The organism is Pseudenemella bisphenolivorans, from assembly GCF_051133435.1.
GTDB lineage: Bacteria > Actinomycetota > Actinomycetes > Propionibacteriales > Propionibacteriaceae > JAAYAO01.
Window position 1 is genome coordinate 236,746 of sequence record NZ_JBPGNY010000005.1, and the last position, 23,324, is coordinate 260,069.

Here is a 23,324-nt window from a genome sequence, read left to right on the forward strand (position 1 = left end):
CAGCCTACCCAGCCGCAGCGGGCCCGGGTGTCCACCCGTAGGAGTGGTCGGCACCCCGGCAAGCACGAGGCCCCGGCGCGGAACGAATCCGCCGCCGGGGCCTCGTGTCAGGTCAGATCAGACCGCGATCAGGCCTTCTTGGCGATACTGCGCAGCACGTACTGCATGATGCCGCCGTTGCGGTAGTAGTCGGCCTCACCCGGGGTGTCGATCCGGACGACCGCGTCGAACTCGACGGTCTCCCCCGACGGCTTGGTGGCCACGACCTTGACGGTCTTGGGGGTGGTGCCCTCGTTCAGGGCGGTAACGCCGGTGATCGAGAAGGTCTCCTCGCCGGTCAGGCCCAGGCTGTCGGCATTCTCGCCGGCAGGGAACTGCAGCGGCAGGACGCCCATGCCGATCAGGTTCGACCGGTGGATCCGCTCGAAGGATTCGGTGATCACCGCACGAACCCCCAGCAGGGCGGTGCCCTTGGCGGCCCAGTCGCGCGAGGAGCCCGAGCCGTACTCGGTGCCACCGAGCACCACCAGCGGGATGCCGGCGGCCTGGTAGTTCTCCGAGGCCTCGAAGACCGAGGTCACCGGGGCGTCGTCGCGGGTGAAGTCACGGGTGAACCCGCCTTCGGTGCCCGGGGCGATCTGGTTGCGCAGCCGGATGTTTGCGAAGGTGCCACGAATCATCACCTCGTGGTTGCCACGGCGCGAACCGTAGGAGTTGAAGTCCGCCCGCTCCACACCGTTGTCGGTGAGGTACTTGCCGGCCGGACTGTCGGCCTTGATCGAACCCGCCGGGGAGATGTGGTCGGTGGTGACCGAATCGCCCAGCTTCAACAGCACCCGTGCGCCCTCGATGTCGGTGACCGGCTCGGGGTTTTCGGGCATGCCGTCGAAGTACGGGGCCTTGCGGACGTAGGTGGAGTCGGGATCCCAGTCGAAGGTGGCACCTTCGGGGGTGGGCAGCGACTGCCACTGCGCATCGCCGGCGAAGGCGTCGGCGTAGCGGTCCTGGAACATCTCCGGGGAGATCGAATCGGCGATCACGGCCTGGATCTCGTCCTCGGTCGGCCAGATGTCGCGCATGAACACGTCGTTGCCGTCGGCGTCCTGGCCGAGCGGCTCGTTGAACAGATCGATGTCCATCGTGCCGGCCAGGGCGTAGACGATCACCAGCATCGGCGAGGCCAGGTAGTTCATCTTCACGTCCGGCGAGATCCGGCCCTCGAAGTTGCGGTTACCCGACAGCACCGAGACCACCGACAGGTCGTTGTCGTTGATCGCCTCGGAGATCTCCGGCAGCAGCGGGCCGGTGTTACCGATGCAGGTGACGCAGCCGTAGCCGACGGTGTTGAACTTCAACTCGTCCAGGTACTTCTGCAGCCCGGACTTGGCGTAGTAGTCGGTGACGACCTTCGACCCGGGGGCCACGGTGGTCTTCACCCACGGCTTCGACATCAGGCCCTTCTCGACCGCCTTCTTGGCCACCAGCGCAGCACCCAGCATCACCGAGGGGTTGGAGGTGTTGGTGCAGGAGGTGATCGAGGCGACGGTGACGTGCCCGTGGTCGAGTTCGAAGCTGGTGCCGTCGGCCAGGGTGACCGGCACCTTCTTCGAGGGACGGCCCTCGGACGAACCGGCACCGACCGGCTCCTGGCCCTTCACCTCGGCGGCGGTGGCGTTGTGCGAGGGGGCGTCGGAGGCCGGGAAGGACTCCTCAACGCTCTGCGAGCCCTCGGCACCGGCGTAGTCCTTCAGCGCGGCGCGGAAAGCGGTCTTCGACTCCGACAGCGACACCCGGTCCTGCGGGCGCTTCGGGCCGGCGATGCTGGGCACCACGGTGGCCAGGTCCAGTTCGAGGTACTCGGAGTACTTCGGTTCGCGGTTGTCGTCGTGCCACAGGCCCTGCTCCTTGGCGTAGGTCTCGACCAAGGAGATCTGTTCCTCGGTGCGGCCGGTCAGGCGCAGGTAGTCGGTGGTCTTGGAGTCGATCGGGAAGACCGCGATGGTCGAGCCGTATTCGGGGCTCATGTTGCCGATGGTGGCGCGGTTCTCCAGCGGCACCTGGGAGACCCCGGAGCCGTAGAACTCGACGAACTTACCGACCACGCCGTGGGCGCGCATCATCTCGGTGATGGTCAGCACCAGGTCGGTGGCGGTGGCACCCTCGGGCAGTTCACCCGAGAGTTTGAAGCCGACCACGCGCGGGATCAGCATCGAGACCGGCTGGCCGAGCATGGCGGCCTCGGCCTCGATACCACCCACACCCCAGCCGACCACACCCAGGCCGTTGACCATGGTGGTGTGCGAGTCGGTGCCGACACAGGTGTCGGGGTAGGCCTGCAGCACACCGTCGACCTCGCGGGGGAAGATCACCCGGGCCAGGTGCTCGATGTTGACCTGGTGGACGATGCCCTGGCTGGGCGGGACGACCTTGAAGTCGTCGAAGGCGGTCTGACCCCAGCGCAGGAACTGGTAACGCTCCCGGTTGCGGCCGTACTCGATGTCGATGTTGCGGGTCAGCGCGTCGGCCGAACCATAGACGTCGGCGATCACCGAGTGGTCGATCACCATTTCGGCCGGCGACAGCGGGTTGACCCGGGCGGCGTCGCCACCGAGTTCGACGATGGCCTCGCGCATGGTGGCCAGGTCGACCACACAGGGCACACCGGTGAAGTCCTGCATGATCACCCGGGCCGGGGTGAACTGGATTTCCTTGTCCGGCTCGGCATTCGGGTCCCAGGATCCCAGGGCCTTGATGTCGTCGGCGGTGATGTTGGCGCCGTCCTCATTGCGCAACAGGTTTTCCAGCAGCACCTTCAGGCTGTACGGGAGGCTCTCAGAGCCTTCCACCGCATCCAGCCGGAAAATCTCGTAGTTCTGGCCGGCCACCTCGAGGTTGGCCTTCGCCCCCAGACTGTTCACACTCATCGCAGCTCCCCGGATCGGTTGTCTTGAAGTCAAGATACCATCAAGCGGCGACCTTGACCACTGCCTTGGGCGATCCTTTCATTACTACGGAACGCTTGGGGTGGGAGGGGTCAGTTCGCGGGCAACAGTTGGGCGACCGCCTCGATGTGGTGGGTCATCGGGAACAGGTCGAAGGCCCGCAGCCCGGCCAAGTGGTAGCCCCGATCGGCGAAATGGGCCACGTCACGGGCCAGCGCTGCCGGATCGCAGGCGACATAGGCCACCGCCCGCGGACGGCGCCGCACGATCTGATCGACCACCGCCCGTCCGGCTCCGGCTCGGGGTGGATCCAGCACCACCACATCGGCCCGCCGCCACACTTTCGGCAGCGTCCTCTCGACCCGTCCGGCGATGAACTCAGCCTCGGGGACATTGCTTCCGGCGAGTTCGACCGCGGCCCGGTTGTTCTCCACCCCTTGGACGGTCACCCCGTGGTCGGCCAGCACGCCGGCGAACAGACCGACCCCGCAGTACAGATCCAGGACGCGTTCCCCGGTTTGTGGATCGAGTGCCCCGATCACGGCTTCGGAGAGAACGTCGGCGGCATGTGGGTGGACTTGCCAGAAGCCGTCGGCGGCGACCTGCCAGGTACGCCCGGCCGCGTGTTCGGTGAGGGTCTCGGGCCCCTGATGCAACTCCCCGTCGATCAGCACCGACTCCCCCACCACCCGGACGTCGGCATGCGGCGGCCAACCATCGCGCGGCAACTGTCGAGCGGCGATGGCACAGCCCTGATCGGGCAGCGGGACGAGATCGTGGGAGCGGTGGGCGCGCATGCCGAGCCGTCCCTGCTCGTCGGTGCGGTAGTGCATCCGGGTGCGCCACCCGGTGCTGCCCCCGGGCACCTCCTGCACCGTCCCGGCCCACTGCACCCCGGCCAAACGGTCGAGTTGTTCGGCCAGCACCGCAGTTTTCAGGTCACGCTGGGCTTGGGCGTCGACATGCTGGAAATCACAGCCACCGCAGCGTCCGGCGATCGGGCAGACCGGAGTCACCCGCTCCGGCGCGGGTTGCAGCACCTCAACCGCGTCGGCGCGCCAGAACCGGTCACGCGTGGTGTCGGTCGGTAGGGCGACCACCCGTTCGCCCTCCAATACATGTCGGACGAAAACCACCCGTCCGTCATGGCGGGCCACCCAGTGTCCGCCGTGGGCGATCGGGCCGATGGTCAGTTCGATCGGGCCCTGCTCGCTCGGGCCCTGTTCGCTCTGGCCCCGCTCATTCGGATCGGTCACGAGCCGTGCTCGGAGATGTGTCGACTGACCTCGGCCAGCACCCGTCCCGGAGCTTCTTGGACGATCCAGTGGCTGATCCCCTCCAGCACCACGAACCGGTATGGGCCGGCCACGTGGTCGCCGGTGCGTTCGGCAGCCACCCGGCCGAGGGCGGGGTCGTTGTCCGACCAGAGGAAGAGCACCGGCAGGTTGACCTTCGGTGCGCCGGGTTCGGTGCGGCCGGCGCCGCGATACCAATTCAGGGCCGCGTCCAGACCTGCCGGTTCGCCCAAGACCTCGAGAGTGTCGCCGAGTTCGTCGGCGGCCGGTGAATCGGCGAAGAATCCCCGCAGCCGGGCCGCATCATCGGCCAGCAACAACTCGGCGGCGTCCGGCCGGCGCAGGAAGCCGATGTAGTCGGAGCGGGAACGTTGATCGTCATCGGATCCGATCGCCTCACTGAGAGCTTCGGGGTGGCCCACCGAGAGCACATTGAGGGTGCGCAGGCGTTCGGGGGCGGCCAGGGCCACCCGCCAGGCCACTGCGGCTCCCCAGTCGTGTCCGATCAGGTGAGTACGCTCCCAGCCCAGGTGATCGAGCACGTCGACCACATCGCCGGCCAGCTCGTCGGTGCGATAGGCCTCAACGCCGTCGGGACGGGCGTCCGGGCTGTAGCCACGCTGGTTGAAGGCCACACACCGGTACCCCTGTCGGCCGAGGTCGTCCAGCAGTGGCCGCCACATCGCCATGGTCTGCGGAAAACCGTGCAGCAACAGCACCGGCTCACCGTCCGGCGGGCCGGATACCAAGGCGTCGAAGATCAACTCGCCAACGCGGATGCGCAGCGGTTGCGGCGTGAACTCGGACATGCCGTTCACGCTACCGGGCCGGGTCGGCGCTGGTCAGCGGGTCCAGAACGATCGCAGGGATTCAACCTTGCCCTCGTCGTTGACGCGGTAGAGGTTGATCGCGTCCACGCTGCCCTGGGCGCCACCGGCATAGGTCATGTTCAGCCGGACGTGCACGGCAGCTTCCTTACCGATCGCCACCAGGTGCTTGATGTCGAAGTCGAAGGACTGCTGGCGAGCGCTGAACATGTCCCAGAAATCACTGATCGCGGCCTTGCCGCGCTGGCCGACACCTTCGGGGTCCCATTCGAAGGGGCCGACCGGGTCTTCGACCACCGCATCGTCGGCGAACAGAGCCAGCCAGGCTTCCTTATTGCGTTCCTTGACCGCGGTGAGCGAGGCGAGGGGTACATCGGCCATGTTCATCCGGGTCACACTCCGGTCTTGTCGCGGTAGGAACGCAGCGAGGTCACCAGCCCCTGGTTGTCGACGGTGTAGATGCTGATGCAATCCACCGTGCCTTGCTTGCCATTGGCGAAGGTCGTGCGCAAGGTGGCGTAGGCCGCGACTTCGCGTCCGGCGACCACCTGGAAATGGATCTCGAAGTCGAACGCTTCCTGGGGCTGGGTGAAGGCATCCCAATACCAACCGATGGCTTCCTTACCGGTTTGCTCCTGCCCCAAGGGGGTGTCCCAGGGCGCGGATCCGACCGGATCCTCCACGACGGCATCCTCGGTGAACAGGGCGAGCCAGGCCTCTTTGTCGCCATCGCGCACTGCGGCGAGCGAAGCGTTAGGAACGTCGGCGATGTCCATAGCCTCCAACGTACCCACTGGGGGTGATGCAGGTCACGAAACTCCCCGCTGGCCGGGATCGCTCAGGTGTTCGCGGCCTCCGCGTCGATGAGATCTCGCCAGGTGCGCACCAGGTCGGCATCGACGCCCTCGCTGAACGAGCCTCCCGGACGAGCCGGGGACCCGATGTGGAAGGCACGCACCCCCGCGCGCACCAACTTGGGCACATGGGCGGTCTCCAGGCCGCCGCCGGCCATGATCAGCCGAGCAATGTGCGCATCGGCCCGGCTTCGGCTGAGCAGCGCCGCCACACCGTCCCCGACCCCGGAGGCCGAGCCCGCGGTGAGCACCTGGGTCAGGCCCGGCAGCGAACGTATCTCGGCCCAAGCCCGATCGGAATCGGCGCAGTGGTCGATCGCGCGGTGGAAGGTCCAGGCGAACGACCCGTCCCCCACCAGATCACCCATCACGTCGAGATCCACCCGGTTGTCAGGGGTGAGGAAGCCCAGCACCACCCCGTCGGCACCCGCGTCCAGATAGGACGAGATCAGTTCCCGCAGCCGGACACTCTGCCCATCGCCGCCGAATCCGGCGCGCAGTCGCACCATCGGACGCACCTGGATCGACGTGACCGCCCGCACCCGCGCGACGGTGCGTGGGTCGGGTGAGAGACCGTCATCGTCCATCGTGCCGACCAGTTCCACCCGGTCGGCGCCACCGGCCTCGGCACGCTCGGCGTCGGCGGCGTCCAATGCGATGACCTCCAGCACGCTCATCACCCCAGCTTGCCACCCGGGCATGGCCGGTGACCCGAGTCACGGCCTTCCCGCTGGCCGCAATGGTCACCTCGGGGCCACAATGGGCAGCGTGCACATCGTGATCATGGGTTGCGGACGAGTCGGTTCCGGGCTCGCCCTCGCCCTGGAGAAGCGCGGCCACAGTGTCGCGATCATCGACCGGGACCCGCTCGCCTTCCGTCGACTGGGCCAGCACTTCCGGGGTCGCAGCATCAAGGGTGTCGGCTACGACCGGGAGGTGCTCGCCAAAGCGTCGATCGTCGAGGCCGACGGTTTCGCCGCAGTCAGCAGCGGGGACAACTCGAACATTCTCGCCGCCCGGGTGGTGCGCGAGACCTTCAATGTGCACAACGTGGTGGCCCGGATCTACGACACCGGACGGGCCGAGGTCTACGAACGACTCGGGATTCCCACCGTCGCCACGGTGCGGTGGACCACCGATCAGATGTTGCGCCGGCTGCTGCCGGAGGGCTCCGAACCGGTGTGGCGTGACCCGTCCGGGGAGGTACGGCTGATCGAGGTGCGGGTGCACCCCGACTGGGTCGGTCGGCGGATCAGCGAGATGCAGGCAGCGGCAGCCACCCCGATCCCGATGTTGCAACGTCAGGGTCAGGGGCTGGTCACCCACGACCGCACCGTCTTCCAGGACGGTGACCTGGCCTATGCCGCGGTGGAAACCGAGCGCACCCCCGAGGTCGAGGACATCCTCGGCCGGGCCCCGGCGAAGCGTTAGGAGAGATCATGCGGATCGCGATCGCCGGAGCCGGCAATGTCGGCAAGTCCATCGCCACCGAACTGGTGGTCAGTGGCCACGAGGTGCTGCTGATCGACAAGGATCCCTCGGCCATCACCCGGGATTCGGTACCCGATGCCGAATGGTTGCTCGCCGATGCCTGTGAGATGTCGGCCCTGGAGGAGGCCGAACTCGACAGCTACGACGTCACCATCGCCGCCACCGGCGATGACAAGGCGAACCTGGTGCACAGCCTGTTGGCCAAGACCGAGTTCGGAGTGCCGCGGACCGTAGGTCGGGTGAACCACCCGAAGAACGAGTGGCTGTTCGACGAGGTCTGGGGCGTGGACGTGGCGGTGTCCACCCCACGGCTGTTGGCCGCCCTGGTCGAGGAGGCGGTGTCGGTCGGCGATCTGGTGCGGCTGTTCTCCTTCGCCGGCGGCACGTCGCTGGTGGAGATGACCCTGCCGCCGCAATCACCGGTGCTCGGGCGCCGGATCGGTGACCTGCAATGGCCCACCGGTGCGGTGCTGGTGGCGGTGATCCGGGGCGGGGTCGGCCAGGCACCCGACCTCGACGACACCTTGACCGACGGTGACGAGGTGTTGTTCGTGATCACCGAGGACGTCGAACAAGAAGTGACGTCGATGTTGTCGCCCCAGGGCAATGTCGTGGTGCCCCCGGAAACCCCGGCGACCCCGTTGGGTTCGGGCACCGTGGCCGTCCAGGAGGAGCCCGCCGAGGGCACGGTCGAGCGCTGGGATTGATCCTCAGCGGCAGGTCAACAACTCGTAGCGGGGATTGAAGATCGCTTTCTTCCCGTCCAGGTCGCACAACCGTCCGGTGGCCTTCAGGTGGGCCCCGGGTACCACCCCGTCCACCGCCCGTCGCCCCAGAAAAACGAGGGTCACCGTGCCGGTGCCGTCGTCCACCTCGGCTTCGAAACGCTTGCTCCGGCGCACCGTGGCCAACCGCACCTCGCGAATCCGGCCCGCAATCACGACCCGTTGCCGCACCTCAACGCTCGCGATCGGGGCAGCACCCGAGGCGACCGCCTCACGCAGCCGGTCTTCGGATTCGAGTTCTTCGGTGCTCGCGGTGAGGCGATGCACCGTGCGCCGCCACCAGGACATCGTCAGCCCTGCGGCGTCATCGATTCGGGAAGCTTCATACCGATCACCTCACCGGGTGCCATCGGTTCGTCACCGCGGCGCACCACGGCATCGCGAAACACGTCCAGCAGTGCTCCGGCCGGGCCTTCCTCACCGTTCACCATGGCCGCGGCGCCCATCAACATGCCGCGCAGCATCCAACGCGGTCCCTCCGCGGCGAACACCCGCGAAGGCTGAACGGCGTCCTCACCGTCGGGGGTCTTGGCCGGCATCAGACGGCGCACCTCGGTGCCGAAGGGGCCGACGGCCAAGCCGACCTGGGCGCCCTTGCTCTGTGCATCGGCGATCAGGCCCTCGCGCATCTCGGGCCACTGCCCACCACTGCGTGGGGCGGCGAAGAGCATCAGTTCCAGGGCGGAATCCTCGACCATCACCAGCGCCGAGATCACCTTCTGGGTGGATTCGTCGATCTGCAGCCGCAGTTGGGATCCATGAATCGGGGTCAGCACCAGCGACCCGAGGTCGAGGCGCTGCACCTCGTCGTCATCGATGTGCACTTCGTCGATGTCGAAGGGCCCCTGGTCGCGCCACTCCCGGGAGTCGAGTTCGTCCCAGTCGGGTTCCCCATCGGCCTTCTCGACCGGGGTGTCGGCGGTGTCGTCGATGTCGTCCGGGCCGTCGACTGTTGCGTCGACGTCCGGTTCGGCTTCCGGTTCCCGCTTGCGACGGCGTCCGAAGATCATGGCGCTGGTACTCCCTCTCGATTCGCCCCCACTGTGCTACTGAGCCCTGCCCGGGTCAAACCCGCCGGTGGAACCGTGACCTGCGGTGCCGCGTTCGGTCACATCGAGCTCGTCGACCTGCACGAACTCGGCCCGGATCACCGGTTGCACCACCAACTGGGCGATCCGGTCGCCGCGGCGCACCCGGAAGGGCTCACGGGTGTCGGTGTTGAGCAGGCACACCTTGATCTCGCCGCGATAGCCGGCATCGACGGTGCCCGGGGCGTTGACGATGGTGATGCCGTGTCGCGCTGCCAGCCCCGAGCGGGGATGCACCAGGCCGACCGTGCCTTCCGGTAGCGCCACCGCGATGCCGGTGCCGATCAGGGCCCGCTCGCCGGGCTGCAGGGTGACGTCCTCGTCGGCACTCAGGTCGGCCCCGGCGTCACCGGGCTTGGCATAGCCGGGCAGCACCGCCGTGTCGGTGAGTCGACGCAACTGCACCTCCAGCATCGGTATGTGCGGCACGGCCGGCGATGGCCGGTCATTCGGCATGGTGGTACTCCTCGACTCCGGCGCGCACCGCGGCGGCGAATTCCTCGGGACGGCGGGTGCCGACCAGCCAGTGCGGGTGCGGATCCTGTGGGTCGTCGATCTCGATGCGTACCGCCCGCTGGGTATAGGGCGGTAGCCGGAACCAGGCCCGGACGTCGGCCTCGGGCCCGGACTGGGCTTCGGTTTCTGCCCGGCTCAGCGCGACCGCGCCCCCGACCCAGGGCCACTCCAGCAGGCCCCGTCCCACCCGGATACCGTCCCGGTCGACCTGCACGCGGTAACTCATCGAGGCCATCCAGGTGCCGATCAGTGCGGTCAGGCCCACAAGCACCAGGACTGCCCACTCCGGTCCCTTCCAGACCAGGAAGACCAAAGCGGTGCTGATGCAGAACAACCCGCCAACGATCAGCCACCACAGCGGCACGGCCACCGTCTCTCGATACTCCACGCCCCCAACCTACTGCCTTGTGATTACGATGGGGTGGCCGAGCAACCGAGCGAGAGGAGCAACCCCATGGGGGTTACCAGCAAGGCAATCTGGAAGATCTACAGCACCGTGTTCAGCCTGATTGTCGCGGCTCTCACCGCGAAGCTGCTCTCCAAGGGCTGGCAGGTTGCCACGGGTGAGGAGCCGCCGGACGCGCAGGATCCGGACACCCCGACCTCGAAGGCCCTCACCTGGGCCGTCGCCTCGGCGGTGGGCGTGGTGGTCTCGCAACTGCTGACCAAGCGGTTCGCCGAACAGCATTGGGCGAAGGAAATGGGCGCCTCGCCGTTGGAGAAGAAGAAGGGCAAGGCCGGCAAGGCGGTCAAGGTTTCCTTCTGAAGACGATCCGTTCCGAGCCACAGCGCTCAGAACTTCGTGCGACCCTCGGCCGCGGCGCATTCAGCCGCCGGCGGCTGGGGGTCGTTCTGTTGCGGTCAGCCGGCGCAGTCGACGCAGTAGTGCAGTTCGCCCTTGGTCTCGGCCACCTGGCTGCGGTGCTTCACCAGGAAGCAACCCGCGCAGGTGAACTCGTCGGACTGACGCGGCAGCACCCGGACGGTGAGTTCCTCGTGCGAGAGGTCGGCGCCGGGCAACTCGAAGGACTCGGCAGCCTCGACCTCGTCTTCATCGACTTTGCCGGAGTTCTTGTCGTGACGACGCGTTTTCAGCGCTTCAATGCTGTCCTCGCTCATCTCCTCATCGGTCTGGCGGGGTGCGTCGTAATCGGTCGCCATCTGGGCCCAAACCTTCTTTCGTTGCAAGCTCAACTGTCGCTATGTCGAGCGCATGCATATCACAGCTGGGAGGACAATGCACCCCATTGACCATTCAACGTCGCCGCCGAATCGGGCGTTGCGAGTGCTGATCTGCCCGGATTCGTTCAAGGGCAGCGCGCCGGCCACGGAGGTCGCCGCCCATCTGGCCGGGGGCTGGCGGGACGAGCGACCCGACGACGACATCGTGGAGTTTCCGCTCGCCGATGGGGGTGAGGGCACCCTCGACGCCATCCTGCACGCGGTGCCGGGGGCCGAAGAGATATCGGTGCCCGAGCCCGTTGCCGATCCCCTGGGCAGACCCGGCCCCGGCCGCTGGGTGCGCCTGGGTGACACCGCCCTGGTCGAGTTGGCCGACAGTTGTGGCCTGCAACAGATCGATCGGCCCGATGCCCGGACGGCTCGCGACGCCCGCAGCGACGGGCTGGCAACGATCATTCGGCATGCCTGGGCCTCGTCGGTGTCGTCCCTGGTGCTCGCGATCGGCGGGTCGGCCTCCACCGACGGCGGTCTCGGGGTCTTGCGCGGATTGGGTCTGAGCGCCATCGATGCCGACCGACGACCACTGCGCGGTGGCGGCGGTGACCTGCACCGGATCACCGAACTGGACGTATCGGCACTGTCGGCCCCCACCCCGGTGCTGGTGCTCACCGATGTCACCGCACCGCTGTACGGACCGTCCGGGGCCGCGCAGGTGTTCGGGCCCCAGAAGGGCGCGGGCCCGAACACCGTTGCCGACCTGGATGCCGGCCTGCGGCATTGGGCCGGTTTGTGGACCGCTCTGGGCAGGCCGCCCGAACTGGCCGAGCAACCCGGTGCGGGGGCGGCTGGGGGCATCGGGTTCGGGCTGAGTGCGGGCCTGGGGGCGCGGCTGAGCCCCGGGGCGGCTTGGTTGTTCGAACGCACCGGTCTGGCACGGGAGTTGGCCCGGGCCGATGTGCTGATCACCGGTGAGGGCGCCTTCGACGCGCAGTCACTCACCGGCAAGGTCGTTGGTCAGGTGCTGCGGATGGCCGGGCCCGCCCGGCGGTGGGTGGTTGCGGGCCGGGCCGATCAGCAGGTGTCGGTGGATGCCCGGGTGCTGTCACTCAGCGATCTGGCCGGTGGCCCGGAGTCGGAGATGGCCGATCCCCGGCGTTGGTTGCGAGCGGCCGGACGTCAGGTGGCCAGTGAGGCCCGCTCGGGGCTGCGCTGATTGGCACAGCAGTTGGCCGCACACGGCGTCCACGTCTGCCCGCCGGCGATCAGATCCGGCCGGGGTTCGCTCCCCCGCGCGACCCGGGCTCGATCGGCCAGCGCGTCGCACAGCATCGCCACGAACCGTGGGTCGGTGCCCACTGTGGCGGCCCGGACGAAGTCCATTCCCACTTCTGCGGCGGTGGCGGCGGCCTCGATGTCGAGGTCGTAGACCACCTCCATGTGGTCGGAGATGAACCCGAAGGGCAGCACCACCACCGATCGTTCCCCCTGTTCGGCCAGTTCGCGGAGCCGGTCGTTAATATCGGGTTCCTGCCAGGGCACCGTGGGCGGCCCGGAACGGGAGCAGAAAGCAAGTTCCCAGGTGAGTTCGGCACCCAGGGCCTCGCCGGCCCGCCGGGCGATGTCACCGGCCAGGTCGAGGTGCCAACGCAGGTAGGCCCCACCGTCGGGACCGGAGGCGGAGTCCATCGATTCGGGAATCGAATGGGTCACGAACACCACCCGGGGCCGTTGCCGGGCCCGTTCGATGCCGGCCAGCAGGGCATCGGCCTGGGCGCGGGCGAACCCCTGCCGATGGGCATAGGGGGTGACCAGATCCACCTGCGGCGGGTCGGGCACCTCGGCCAGGGCGTCATGCAGGTTCTCGCGGTACTGCCGGCAGGAGGAGTAGGACGGATAGGCGCTGGTCAGCACCGCCAGGACGCGGCGATGTCCGGCATCGACCAGAGCCTGCAGGGCTTCGGGCAGGAAGGGCGGCGCATTGCGGTTGCCCCACTCGATCGGCAGGTCCCATCCCCGGTGGGCGAACTCGGACGCCAAGTCATCGAGCAGTTGTCGATTGGCGGCGTTGATCGGGCTGACGCCGTCGAAGTGGTCGAGGTAATGGCGGGACACCTCTCGCAGCCGGTCTTCCGGGATGCCTCGGCCGGCGGTGACCCGCTGCATGAAAGGCAGTACTTCGTCGGGTCCTTCGGGGCCGCCGAAAGAGACCAGGAGCACCGCGTCGTAGGGCTGCAGTTCGGACATGACCGGCAGTGTTTCATGTCGCGACAGTTTCGATGCGTGCGACAGAATCTCCTGACCGCGGCGTGGCGCGGTTGCTTGCCACCCACCCCCGCCCCTGCCATTGTTGATTCACCTATTTATCTACTTGAAGGGCATCACCATGGGCATCGGTCTTGGGGTCTTTCTGTTGGCGGTCGGTGCGATTCTCACCTTCGCCGTCAATGTTGATATTCCCGGCGTGAACGACGACATGCTCGGCTGGATTCTGATGGGCGCGGGCCTGCTTGCCCTCATTCTGGCCATCGCCTTGCGTGGCCGCCGCCGGGTGCGTACCACCACGACCACCGACCCCGCCGCCCGCGGCGAGGTGGTCGAACACCGTGAGGATCGTGCCGATCCGCTCTGATCGGCACACCCCCCGGCCCTGCCATCGGGGTTTCGCCCGAGTGGCAGGGTAGGTTTGCGCACAGGTGAGCCGACAGGAGGTAGGCATGGAGAGCGGTTTGACGCCTCGGGAGATCCAGGAGCGGATCCGTGCCGGTCAGTCGCTCGATGAGGTCACCGAGGTTGCCGGCATGCCCCGCGATCGGGTGGAGCGCTTCGCCCTCGCGGTCTACGACGAACGCCGACACCTGGCCGAACAGGCCCGGGAGCACTCGGTGCGTCGCACCGGCGAGTCGGGGAGCCACCGCTTGCTGGGCGAAGTCGTGGAGGCCTGGTTCGCCGAACATCAGGTCGACCCCGAGACGGTGACCTGGGATGCCACCCGCGGTGAGGATCGCCACTTCTGGACCGTCACGGTGCGCTGGGGCGCAGATGAGCAGTTGGCGACCTTCGGTTACGACGTGCGCGGCACCTTCGCGGTGGCCCAGGACGATGCCGCCAAGGAACTCATCGACGATGACGGCACGATGGTCGAGCCCGAACCGGAAGACGACCCGGGCAGTTCCGACGACGAACCGACGCTCAACTACGCCGACCAGTTCGCCATCGTCAACGTGATCCAGGACGAGGACGCCGTTGATGACGAGGATGCCGACGACGACCACGAGGACACGGTCTCGGGCCCCTTCGACCTGCAGGACATCGTCCCGACGCCCGAATCCGAGTTGGACGCGCTCTATGCGATGTTGCGCGGCCACCAGGAGGATTCGGTCAACATTTACGCCGGGCTGACCGACCCCGAGCCCGCCCAACCCAAGACTCGGCGGCGCCGACGGGGACGCAAACGCGACCCCGAAGCCGAGCCGCCCACGTTCGAGGAGCCGACGCCCGAGCAGCACCCTGCTGAACAGCCGGCTTCCGAGCAGTCCACTGCCGAGCAATCCCCTGCCGAGCAGCCGACCCCGGTGGGTCGACCCGCACCCGAGCAGGCACCCGCCGGTGACTTGGAGCAGCCCTCGCTGTTGGAGGACGACAGCCCGGCTCCGCCGCCGGCACCCGCGCCGAAACGCAAGCAGCGCAGGCGTGCCGCGGTGCCCAGTTGGGACGAGATCATGTTCGGCGGCCCGACCAAGGAGTAGCCCGGATTCGGGCGATGCTCCCCCGCGTTCAGCAGACCAACAGCGGGATGGTCACCTCGACCGGGGTCAGCGAACCGTGCTGGCCGACCAGGCCCAGCTCCCGCATTTGGGTGGTGGTCATCAGTGCCGATTCGTCGGCCATCGCAACCAGCAGGTGTCCGTAGCGCAGGGAGACCTCGGGGCTGACGTGCCCGAACCAGCCCTCGTCGAAGGCCTCGTCGCGGGTGCGTACCCAGGCGCGCTCCCCCAACACGTCGCGCCAGCGCCGGGCCACTGCTTCGAGTGGTTCCTGGTCGACGTACAACTGTCGCAGCCGGCCCTCGCCGGCGATCAGGTCGATCCCGGCCATCAGATCGGGATGCGATTCGATGATGATCTGGTTCTGCTGCGGAATGTCGAGCATGCCGTGATCGCCGGTGATCACCAGCCGGACGTCGTCGGGCAGGTCTTCGCGGAGGTGTTCCACCAGCCCGTCGATCCGGATCAGTTCATTGCGCCATTGCGGTGACTCGCACCCGACCGTGTGGCCGGTGTGGTCGAGTTCGCGTTCGTAGACGTAGGTGAGGGTCTTCGGGCCGTTGACAGCGGCTGCGACGGTCAGCTCGACCCGCTGGTCTTGGTCGCGTTCGTCATGGATGCCGTGGAAGACCGGGCCACGCAGGGCGGCGAAAGTCAGCCCGGAGCCCTCGAAGCGTGCGGGTGCGACGCTGGCGGTGTCGATACCGGCGGCCCGGAAGGTTTCGAAGCAGGTGGGGTGCGGCTGGTATTCCCGAGGGGTGACCGCCGAATCCCAGATCAGGGCGTTGAACAGTTCGCCGGTGCGCGGCATCCGGGAGGAGTAGCCCACCATGCCGTGCTCCCCCGGTGGCAGGCCGGTGCCCAGGGAGGTGAGGCTGGTGACGGTGGTGCTCGGCACCCCGGAGGTCCAGGCCCGCTCCTGGGCGGTGGCCAGTTCGGTCAGGAAGGGGGCGGCGTCGGCATGGTCGCGCAGGTTGTACCACCCCAACCCGTCCACCATCAGCAACACCCAGCGCTCACCCTCGGGCAGGGGGTTGTGCTCGGTATGGCCGACCCCGAGGCGTTCCCCGATGGCAGGCAGAATCTCGGCGATGGTGTCCGTGCCGTAGCGCGGTAGCACCGGTGCTGCACTCACCGCTCCACACCCGCCACACGCTGGAGCCGGGCGGCGAAGGCCACCAGTTGGGCCACCGACTCCTCACCGTCGGCAGCCACGCTCATCCGCACGGTCAGGTCGTCGGCGACCATCAAGCCCGAATAGCCGTGGTCGGCATCGCAACTCGGGTCGCCGCAGGTGGCGGGTTCCAGGTCGAGCCGGCGGGCGGTGCCCCAGCCGACCGAGAGCCAGGTTTCGGTGACGGTCTTGTCGCCGGGACGGTACTCATCGGGCCGGGTCACCACCCGGGTGAGTGCCACTGCGCCGAGCTTGGCCAGCGGCACGGTTTCGGTCGAGGTGGCGGCCTGCAGGGTTCCGGTGGCCTCGTCGTTGGCCTCGTCGGTGTGGCCGATGATCAGCCGGGTCGGGGTCTGCACCAGGATCGTCAGGTGACGGTGGATCTCGTCGCGGTTGAAGGTCGGTTCGTGATGCACCACGAAGTCGACGATCTCTTCATCGCCGACGGCCAGGTGCACTGCTTCTTCAACCAGGTCGGGGAAATATCCGCACGCCTCGATCTGCTCACGCAGTCGGGCGTGGGAACCGACTCCTGGGTTCAACGGGGGCCTGTGCATTGGGTCATCATGACACGTTCGGGCCGGTAAAGCGGACTCGCCGGTAACCGATTGCGCGACCGTCGCCGCTCAGCCCAGGGTGCGGGCTTGGGCGTCGCGCTGCCCGGCCGGGACGACCTGGGCCCGGGCACCGAGTACCCACAGGTCGTCGGCGCCGGCCAGCACCGGGGTCAGCACCAGTTCGGACAGTTGCGGCAGCGCGTCCTTCAACGCCACCGTCCGGTGCACCAGGTCGTACACCCGTTCCAGGTCCACCGGGGCAGCCCCGTCGCGTCCCATCAGCAGCGGGGCGGCCTTGAGTTGGGATACCAGTTGCACCGCATCGGTACGGGTCAGCGGGGGCACAGCCCAGGACACGTCACCCAGTAGTTCGGAGGGCAACCCGTCCACCCCGATGCTGACCATCGGCCCGAAGGACGGGTCTTCGATGGCCCGCAACCGCAACGCCACACCGGGTGGCGCCTGGGGTTGCACCACCGGGTGGGCGAGTGCTTGATCATCGGCACCGCCGACGCCGAGGGCGGCCACCAGAAGCCCCAGATCCTGCCAGGCCTCCTCCATCTCATCGGCCGAGTCGAGGTTGCGGAAGACACTGGCCAGGTCGGGCCGGCCGCGCACCCCGGGACGGGTCGCCTTGAGCACCACCGACCAGCCGTACTCCTCGGCGGCGGCGATCGCCTCTGCCGCGGTCTCGACGTGCCGGTGGGTCACCACCGAGATACCGCAGGCGGCGAGCAGTTCCTCGCATTCGCCGTGGCTGAGGCGCCGGCCGAGCGGGCTTTCGGCCAGCACCCGTTCGATCAGGGCCTGGGCGGCCTCGAGGTCGGCTTCGGGCTCCACCACCTGGGCGTTCTCCTGCTCACCTCGCCACAGTGCGTAGTTGGTGATTTCGCCGAGTGCTTGCACCGCCTCGCCGTAGTTGCTGAAGGTCGGCAGTTGGCCGGGCCCATCCGGCCCGGTTTCCTCGGCCTCGACCGCGGTGAAGTCCAGAAACACCCCGATCAGGGGTTTGCTGCTGGTGGCGGCCAACACGCTCAGGGCTTCGTGGGCCAGCAGTGGCGAGTCGTCCTCCAGCAGGGCGATGGTGCACACCACCGCATCGACCGTGTCGTCGGCCAGCGCACGTTCGGCGGCGGCCACGGCGGCCTGCCAGTCACCGGTGGCGGTCACCACGGCGGGGTCGGGCTGCAGCCCGTTGCGGATGCAGTGGGCGACGACGTGGTGGCTCAGCGCCAAGGAGGTGGTCACCACCCGCACCCGGCGCCCCCGGGGCAAGGGTTGGCGGGCGAGGATCTGGGCGATGTCGTACATGTGGTCGCGTCGATCGACCACGATCACCCCGGATTGGCGGAACAACGAGTCGATCGCTGCGGCCGGGGCCTCGGGCAGGTCATGGCGCACTCCGGCGTGATGGGCTCGTTCGGCGTGGCTGGGGGCGAACACCACCACCGGTTTGCGGCTGGCCAGCCGACGGGCGATCCGGGTGAACTTGCGCGGGTTGCCCAGGGCGTCCAGGGAAAGCACGCAGACCAGCGTGTCGGGATCGTCCTCCCAGAACTGCATCACGTCGTTGCCGGTGACATCGGCGAAGGAGCCGCTGGTGAGGAAGTTCGACACCCCAACGTTGGTGGTCAGGGCCCGGCTCAACAGGATCACCCCGACCGCGGCCGACTGGCTGTAGATGCCGATCACCCCCGAACGCGGCATCGGTGCCGGGGACACATTGAGTTGTACCTCGTGGTCGGTGTTGATCAGCCCGAGTGCTTGCGGGCCCAACGCCCGCAGCCCGTGGGAGCGGGCCAGACCGACCAGGGTGGCCGGGTCGAGGACGTCGTGCTGTTCGGAGGTGCTGGCCAGGATCACCACACCCGAGGCGTGACGGTCGGAGGCGCGCAACACCAGGTCGGCCACCTCGGACGCCCCGACCGCGGCACAGACCAGGTCGATGTCACCGGTCAACTCGTCCACGGAGGCCACATTCGGCACCCCACTGACCTCTTCCCCGTCGGTCGCAACCACCTCCAGGGAGCCGCCGAAGCCGGCCGACTGCACGGTGTGCACCAGTCGGCGCAACCGCGCGGCGGGGCCGACCAGCACCACCCGTTCGGGTTGCAGCAGCCGTCGGATGGAGGCCGCTTCGGCCCGGTGCTCGCGCCGCTCCATCACCGCCATCGAGGTGTCGGTCGGTTCGATCGGGAACTCCACCACGATCACGCCGTCGTCGAAGGCCCGCTTCACGGTGTAGCCGGCATCGGCGAAGACCCGCACCATCCGGCGGTTCTGCGGCAACACCTCGGCGGTGAACCGGGTCAGTTGCCGCTCCCGGGCGGCCTCGGCGAGGTGCTCCAGCAGTAACTGGCCCACCCCGCGGCCCTGGTGTCCGTCCTCGACCAGGAAGGCGACCTCGGCGTCGGTCGCCGACACCCGGTCGTAGCGTCCCACCGCGATCATCCGGTCGCGTTCGACCAGAATCAGCGCCACCCGGTCGTGGTAGTCGACAACGGTGAACTTTTCGATGTCGGCGTCGCTGAGCACCGGGTAGGGGGCGAAAAAACGCAGATACTTCGACTCGTCGGAGACCCGGGAGTAGAAGTCGACCAGCAGATCGGCATCATCGGGGCGGATGGGTCGCAGTCGTGCGGTGCCTCCGTCGGTGAGGACGACGTCGGCTTCCCACTCCCACGGATAGCTCTCGGGTGCTGCCACGGGGACAAGACTACGAGCCTGCGCCTGCAGCCGATAGTGTGCCGTCCATGGCTCGCCCGTTCTTCGCCGCCCGCTTGGAAGAAAAGTTCAATTCCTTCGTCGGCCGTATTCTTCGTCGGCGTGGATGGCGGGAAGCCGTCATTCCCTACACCGGCTACGGAACGACCGATTTCGTCCGGGTGATGGCCCGGCTGGTGCTAGTGCCGCCCGGCGCCACCCCCGGGACGGCCGCCCAGGAGCCGCTGATGCGCCGTCGTGGCTGGCGCAACTTCTTCACCGCCCCGGTGGCCCATGCCAAGGTGTCGGTGAGCGTCAACGGCACCACCACCTCGGCCCTGGTCGATCGCAACGGCTACCTGGATGTGCGAATCGAAACCGGCCTGGAGCCCGGCTGGCGCGAGGTCACGATCAACTGTCGTACCGGCCAGGTGCCGGCGCCGATCATGGTGGTGCGTCCGGACACCGAGTTCGGGTTGGTCAGCGACATCGACGACACGGTGATCTCCACCATGTTGCCGCGCATCTGGATCGCGGCCTGGAACACCTTCGTGGCCCATGAAAGTGCCCGCCAACCGGTACCCGGGATGGCCACGATGTACCGCCGGTTGCTGGCCGACCATCCCGATGCACCGGTGTTCTACGTCTCGACCGGTGCCTGGAACACCGCCGGCACCCTGGCCCGCTTCCTCAAACATGAGGACTTCCCGCCCGGCCCGCTGATGCTCACCGACTGGGGGCCGACCAATACCGGTTGGTTCCGCTCCGGGCAGGAGCACAAGCGCACGGTGTTGCGGCAGTTGGCGATCGATCTGCCCGAGGTGAAGTGGCTGCTGGTCGGTGACGACGGTCAGCACGACCCGGCGCTGTACCGGGAGTTCGCGGCGAAGTTCCCCGACAAGGTTCGGGCCATCGCGCTGCGGCAGTTGTCGCCGGTGGAACAGTTGCTCGCCCACGGTACGACCACCGCGATCGACGACGGCGAACCCGAAGACATGGACGCCCATGTGGTGCAGGCCCCCGACGGTCACGGGCTGTGGCCGCGACTGAACGCCCTGCTGGCTTCGGACACACCCCCGGCCCAGCGCCCGTAACGCGGCGAAAATACGGCACACTGGCCCAATGGCACGCCGCAGCACGACCGACACCGATGACGACTGGACCGAACACATTGTCGATATCGATGTCACCTCCGAGATGCAGTCCAGTTTCTTGGAGTACGCCTACTCGGTGATCTACGCCCGGGCCCTGCCCGATGCCCGCGACGGTCTGAAACCGGTGCAGCGACGCATTCTGTACTCGATGCAGGAAATGGGCCTGCGACCCGACCGTCCGCACGTGAAATGTGCCCGGGTGGTCGGCCAGGTGATGGGCCTGTACCACCCGCACGGTGACTCGGCGATCTACGACGCCCTGGTGCGGTTGGGTCAGCCCTGGGCGATGCGGTTGCCGCTGATCGATCCACACGGCAACTTCGGTTCCCTGGACGCCGGCCCCGCGGCGATGCGGTACACCGAGTGCCGGATGGCCTCTGCCGCGACCGCGATGACCGCCGGGTTGGACGCCGACACCGTCGACTTCCGATCCAACTACGACGGCAAGGGCAGCGAACCGTCGGTGCTGCCGGCGGCCTTCCCGAACCTGCTGGTCAACGGCACCACCGGTATCGCGGTGGGGATGGCCACCAACATCCCGCCGCACAACTTGGTGGAGGTCGTCCAGGCGCTGCGGCACATGCTGCGTCACCCCGACGCCGACCTGGACGAGCTGATGCGCTTCGTGCCCGGCCCCGACCTGCCCACCGGGGGCAAGATCATCGGTGTCGAGGGCATCCGGGACGCGTACGCCGGCGGTCGGGGCAGCTTCCGGATCCGTGCCACCGCTCGGATCGAGAAGGTTTCCCCGCGCCGTCAGGGCATCGTGATCACCGAGTTGCCCTACATGGTCGGCCCGGAGCGGATCATCGACCAGATCAAGTCGCTGGTGCAGTCGCGCAAACTGACCGGCATCGCTGATGTGAAGGACCTCTCCGACATCAACAACGCAACCCGACTGGTGATCGAGGTCAAGAACGGGTTCAACCCCGAGGTGCTGCTGGAGCAGTTGTACAAGCAGACCAAGTTGGAGGATTCCTTCGCCATCAATGCGGTGGCCCTGGTGGAGGGCCAGCCCCGCACGATGGGGTTGCGCGAGATGCTGCAGGTCTACCTCGACCATCGCCTCGAGGTCACCCTGCGCCGCACCAAGCACCACCTCAAGGTCGCCGAGGATCGGCTGCACCTGGTCGAGGGCCTGCTGCTGGCGATTCTCGACATCGACGACGTGATCGCGATCATCCGGCGTTCGGAGGATGCCGCCGAGGCCCGTGCCGCGCTGATGAACGTGTTCGACCTGACCGAGACCCAGGCCAACTACATCCTCGATATGCAGTTGCGCCGGTTGACGAAGTTCTCCCGGATCGAGTTGGAATCCGAGCGTGACGATCTGCGCCGCCGGATCGAACAGCTCACCGCGATCATCGAATCCGACAGCTTGCTGCGCCAAGTGGTCGGCGATGAACTGGCCGAGGTCGCCAAGGAGTACGGCACGCCGCGACGCACCGTGCTGCTGGCTGCCTCCGGCGTCGCCCAGACCGCGGTGACCGCACCTTTGGAGGTCGCCGATGACCCCTGCCGGGTGCTGCTGTCGGCCACCGGCTTGGTGGCGCGCACCGAATCCGATGAGCCCCCGGCCGCCCTGGGTTCGCGCAGCCCGCACGACGTGGTGCAGTCCTCGGTGCCGGCCACCGCCCGCGGCGAGGTCGGCGTGGTCACCAGTGCCGGACGCCTGGTGCGGCTGAATGTGCTCGATCTGCCGACCATCCCCGTCACCGCCCAGGCGCCGAACCTGCGTGGCGGCACCCTGCTCACCGAGTTGATCTCCCTGGAGCGCGGTGAACAGGCCCTGTGCCTGGTCTCGCTCGCCGAGGACGCCGGCGGCCTGGCCCTGGGCACCGCGGCCGGGGTGGTGAAACGGGTACATCACGAAGTGCTCAGCCGGGATGCCTGGGAGGTGATCCGCCTCGACGACATCGACCAGGTGATCGGGGCGGTGCAACTGGACGAGGCCCGCGTCGCCGCCGGAGTGCACCTGGTGTTCGTCAGCTCCGATGCCCAACTGCTGCACTTCCCCGCCGAGGTGGTGCGTCCCCAGGGCCGCACCGGTGGCGGCGTGGCCGGCATCAAACTGGCCACCGGCGCTCGCGCGATCGGATTTTTCGCCGCCGACCCGACCTCCGCCGAGGTCGTCACCATCGCCGGATCGGCCGATGCGTTGCCCGGCACCGATGCCGGCTCGGTGAAGGTCACCCCGTTGGCGGAGTTCCCGGCCAAGGGCCGGGCCACCGGTGGGGTGCGCACCCACCGCTTCCTCAAGGGTGAGGCTGCGCTGCACCTGGCTTTCGTCGGTACCCACCCGATCGCCTGTGCGGCCAGCGGGTCGCCGGTGGAGTTGCCCGAGATCGATCCGCGACGTGACGGCTCCGGTGTGCCCGGCAGTCAACCGATCACCGGTATCGCCTCGGCGGCCGGTGCGGAGGTCCCCGCCACGGGGTGACCGCGGATACAGCGCCATCGCCGTCGGCACTAGACTTTTCGGCTATGAGCGGTGAATTCGACGACCTTCTGGCACACAACCGCACCTACGCCGAGGATTTCCACTCCGGTGGGTTCGACGGCATCGCCCAGCAGGGCGTTCTGGTGGTCACCTGCATGGATTCGCGCATCGAGCCGCTCGCGATGTTGGGGCTGCATTTGGGGGATGCGAAGATTCTGCGTACCCCCGGTGGCCGGATCACCCGCGATGCCTTGGTGGGCTGTCTGCTCGGCGTGCACCTGCTGAATGTGCAACGGGTGATGGTGATTCCGCACACCCGGTGCGCGATGGCCTCCGGCGATGATGCAGCCATCGCCGAGAAGGTGCTCGAGGCGACCGACACCGACATCTCCGGCATGATTCTGGGCTCGACCCCGGATCAGGCCGCCGGCCTGCGTTACGACGTGAAACTGCTGGAAAGCCACCCGCTGATCCACGGACGGTGTGTGGTCGGTGGATTCCTCTACGACGTCGACACCGGCCTGCTGAAACAGGTCATCTGAACCGAGTTCT

General features: G+C 67.8%; 24 protein-coding genes. 9 read left to right on the top strand and 15 right to left on the bottom strand.

The genetic code is table 11. The annotated features are described in order from the left end of the window. Positions 1-128 precede the first annotated feature (128 nt). The 6 genes from acnA to ACR4XW_RS13390 all read right to left on the bottom strand — a co-directional run bounded on the left by acnA (position 129) and on the right by ACR4XW_RS13390 (position 6,595). Positions 129-2,924, bottom strand: a complete 2,796-nt coding sequence (acnA, locus tag ACR4XW_RS13365; RefSeq protein WP_434761057.1) for an aconitate hydratase AcnA — start codon at positions 2,922-2,924, stop codon at positions 129-131. A 110-nt stretch (positions 2,925-3,034) separates the two neighbouring features. Next, positions 3,035-4,198 carry a class I SAM-dependent RNA methyltransferase gene (locus ACR4XW_RS13370; RefSeq protein ID WP_434761058.1) on the bottom strand — a complete coding sequence of 388 codons (1,164 nt, stop codon included), beginning with the start codon at positions 4,196-4,198 and terminating at the stop codon, positions 3,035-3,037. Next, positions 4,195-5,046 carry an alpha/beta fold hydrolase gene (locus tag ACR4XW_RS13375; protein ID WP_434761059.1) on the bottom strand — a complete coding sequence of 284 codons (852 nt, stop codon included), beginning with the start codon at positions 5,044-5,046 and terminating at the stop codon, positions 4,195-4,197. Before ACR4XW_RS13375 ends, ACR4XW_RS13370 begins: the two co-directional genes overlap by 4 nt. A gap of 33 nt (positions 5,047-5,079) precedes the next feature. Further along, positions 5,080-5,445 (bottom strand): nuclear transport factor 2 family protein, encoded by a 366-nt coding sequence (locus ACR4XW_RS13380; protein WP_434761060.1) that lies wholly within the window; start codon positions 5,443-5,445, stop codon positions 5,080-5,082. An 11-nt stretch (positions 5,446-5,456) separates the two neighbouring features. Continuing rightward, positions 5,457-5,840, bottom strand: a complete 384-nt coding sequence (locus ACR4XW_RS13385) for a nuclear transport factor 2 family protein (RefSeq protein ID WP_434761061.1) — start codon at positions 5,838-5,840, stop codon at positions 5,457-5,459. 62 nt (positions 5,841-5,902) lie between these two features. After that, positions 5,903-6,595 carry a copper homeostasis protein CutC gene (locus ACR4XW_RS13390; RefSeq protein WP_434761062.1) on the bottom strand — a complete coding sequence of 231 codons (693 nt, stop codon included), beginning with the start codon at positions 6,593-6,595 and terminating at the stop codon, positions 5,903-5,905. Positions 6,596-6,677: 82 nt separating this feature from the next. Between ACR4XW_RS13390 and ACR4XW_RS13395 the strand changes: the two genes are divergently transcribed. Continuing rightward, the gene (locus ACR4XW_RS13395; RefSeq protein ID WP_434761063.1) at positions 6,678-7,349 is read left to right on the top strand and encodes a potassium channel family protein; all 672 of its coding nucleotides are present in this window, start codon (positions 6,678-6,680) and stop codon (positions 7,347-7,349) included. Positions 7,350-7,357: 8 nt separating this feature from the next. Beyond that, complete coding sequence (locus ACR4XW_RS13400) at positions 7,358-8,116, top strand: potassium channel family protein (protein ID WP_434761064.1); 759 nt, start codon at positions 7,358-7,360, stop codon at positions 8,114-8,116. Positions 8,117-8,119: 3 nt separating this feature from the next. On the opposite strand, the gene ACR4XW_RS13405 is transcribed toward ACR4XW_RS13400, so the two are convergent. Genes ACR4XW_RS13405 through ACR4XW_RS13420 form a run of 4 tightly spaced genes read right to left on the bottom strand, consistent with a single transcriptional unit; the run spans position 8,120 to position 10,186 of the window. After that, a complete protein-coding gene (locus ACR4XW_RS13405) occupies positions 8,120-8,482 on the bottom strand; it encodes an OB-fold nucleic acid binding domain-containing protein (protein ID WP_434761065.1) in 363 nt (120 codons plus the stop codon). A 2-nt stretch (positions 8,483-8,484) separates the two neighbouring features. After that, positions 8,485-9,204 (bottom strand): DUF3710 domain-containing protein, encoded by a 720-nt coding sequence (locus tag ACR4XW_RS13410; protein ID WP_434761066.1) that lies wholly within the window; start codon positions 9,202-9,204, stop codon positions 8,485-8,487. Positions 9,205-9,240: 36 nt separating this feature from the next. Further along, a complete protein-coding gene (gene dut / locus ACR4XW_RS13415) occupies positions 9,241-9,696 on the bottom strand; it encodes a dUTP diphosphatase (protein ID WP_434761184.1) in 456 nt (151 codons plus the stop codon). 31 nt (positions 9,697-9,727) lie between these two features. After that, positions 9,728-10,186 (bottom strand): DUF3093 domain-containing protein, encoded by a 459-nt coding sequence (locus ACR4XW_RS13420; RefSeq protein WP_434761067.1) that lies wholly within the window; start codon positions 10,184-10,186, stop codon positions 9,728-9,730. A 66-nt stretch (positions 10,187-10,252) separates the two neighbouring features. On the opposite strand from ACR4XW_RS13420, the gene ACR4XW_RS13425 reads away from it, so the two are divergent. After that, a complete protein-coding gene (locus ACR4XW_RS13425) occupies positions 10,253-10,564 on the top strand; it encodes a DUF4235 domain-containing protein (protein WP_434761068.1) in 312 nt (103 codons plus the stop codon). 95 nt (positions 10,565-10,659) lie between these two features. Here the strand turns inward: ACR4XW_RS13425 and ACR4XW_RS13430 are convergent, their stop codons facing one another. Beyond that, positions 10,660-10,959 carry a DUF4193 domain-containing protein gene (locus tag ACR4XW_RS13430; RefSeq protein ID WP_434761069.1) on the bottom strand — a complete coding sequence of 100 codons (300 nt, stop codon included), beginning with the start codon at positions 10,957-10,959 and terminating at the stop codon, positions 10,660-10,662. Positions 10,960-11,083: 124 nt separating this feature from the next. On the opposite strand from ACR4XW_RS13430, the gene ACR4XW_RS13435 reads away from it, so the two are divergent. Continuing rightward, a complete protein-coding gene (locus ACR4XW_RS13435; protein WP_434761185.1) occupies positions 11,084-12,193 on the top strand; it encodes a glycerate kinase in 1,110 nt (369 codons plus the stop codon). Here the strand turns inward: ACR4XW_RS13435 and ACR4XW_RS13440 are convergent. Continuing rightward, entirely contained in the window at positions 12,157-13,224 is a 1,068-nt protein-coding gene (locus tag ACR4XW_RS13440; protein WP_434761070.1) for a ferrochelatase, read from the bottom strand. The genes ACR4XW_RS13435 and ACR4XW_RS13440 overlap by 37 nt on opposite strands. A gap of 139 nt (positions 13,225-13,363) precedes the next feature. On the opposite strand from ACR4XW_RS13440, the gene ACR4XW_RS13445 reads away from it, so the two are divergent. Together ACR4XW_RS13445 and sepH are read left to right on the top strand one after the other, a co-directional pair. Further along, complete coding sequence (locus tag ACR4XW_RS13445; RefSeq protein ID WP_434761071.1) at positions 13,364-13,609, top strand: DUF6458 family protein; 246 nt, start codon at positions 13,364-13,366, stop codon at positions 13,607-13,609. Positions 13,610-13,673: 64 nt separating this feature from the next. Beyond that, the gene (gene sepH, locus ACR4XW_RS13450) at positions 13,674-14,726 is read left to right on the top strand and encodes a septation protein SepH (protein ID WP_434761072.1); all 1,053 of its coding nucleotides are present in this window, start codon (positions 13,674-13,676) and stop codon (positions 14,724-14,726) included. A gap of 28 nt (positions 14,727-14,754) precedes the next feature. Here sepH and ACR4XW_RS13455 read toward each other — a convergent pair whose 3' ends face one another. The 3 genes from ACR4XW_RS13455 to ACR4XW_RS13465 all read right to left on the bottom strand — a co-directional run bounded on the left by ACR4XW_RS13455 (position 14,755) and on the right by ACR4XW_RS13465 (position 19,181). Continuing rightward, positions 14,755-15,879 (bottom strand): alkaline phosphatase family protein, encoded by a 1,125-nt coding sequence (locus ACR4XW_RS13455; protein WP_434761073.1) that lies wholly within the window; start codon positions 15,877-15,879, stop codon positions 14,755-14,757. Continuing rightward, the gene (locus ACR4XW_RS13460; RefSeq protein ID WP_434761074.1) at positions 15,876-16,460 is read right to left on the bottom strand and encodes a DUF5998 family protein; all 585 of its coding nucleotides are present in this window, start codon (positions 16,458-16,460) and stop codon (positions 15,876-15,878) included. The genes ACR4XW_RS13455 and ACR4XW_RS13460 overlap by 4 nt, the downstream gene beginning before the upstream one ends. 84 nt (positions 16,461-16,544) lie before the next feature. Beyond that, positions 16,545-19,181 carry a GNAT family N-acetyltransferase gene (locus ACR4XW_RS13465; protein WP_434761075.1) on the bottom strand — a complete coding sequence of 879 codons (2,637 nt, stop codon included), beginning with the start codon at positions 19,179-19,181 and terminating at the stop codon, positions 16,545-16,547. A 47-nt stretch (positions 19,182-19,228) separates the two neighbouring features. Here ACR4XW_RS13465 and ACR4XW_RS13470 point away from each other — a divergent pair, with 47 nt between their 5' ends. The 3 genes from ACR4XW_RS13470 to ACR4XW_RS13480 are packed head-to-tail and all read left to right on the top strand — an operon-like array spanning position 19,229 to position 23,314. Beyond that, the gene (locus ACR4XW_RS13470; protein WP_434761076.1) at positions 19,229-20,272 is read left to right on the top strand and encodes an App1 family protein phosphatidate phosphatase; all 1,044 of its coding nucleotides are present in this window, start codon (positions 19,229-19,231) and stop codon (positions 20,270-20,272) included. Positions 20,273-20,300: 28 nt separating this feature from the next. Beyond that, complete coding sequence (locus ACR4XW_RS13475) at positions 20,301-22,772, top strand: DNA gyrase/topoisomerase IV subunit A (RefSeq protein WP_434761077.1); 2,472 nt, start codon at positions 20,301-20,303, stop codon at positions 22,770-22,772. Positions 22,773-22,816: 44 nt separating this feature from the next. Next, positions 22,817-23,314 (top strand): beta-class carbonic anhydrase, encoded by a 498-nt coding sequence (locus tag ACR4XW_RS13480; RefSeq protein ID WP_434761078.1) that lies wholly within the window; start codon positions 22,817-22,819, stop codon positions 23,312-23,314. Positions 23,315-23,324 lie beyond the last annotated feature (10 nt).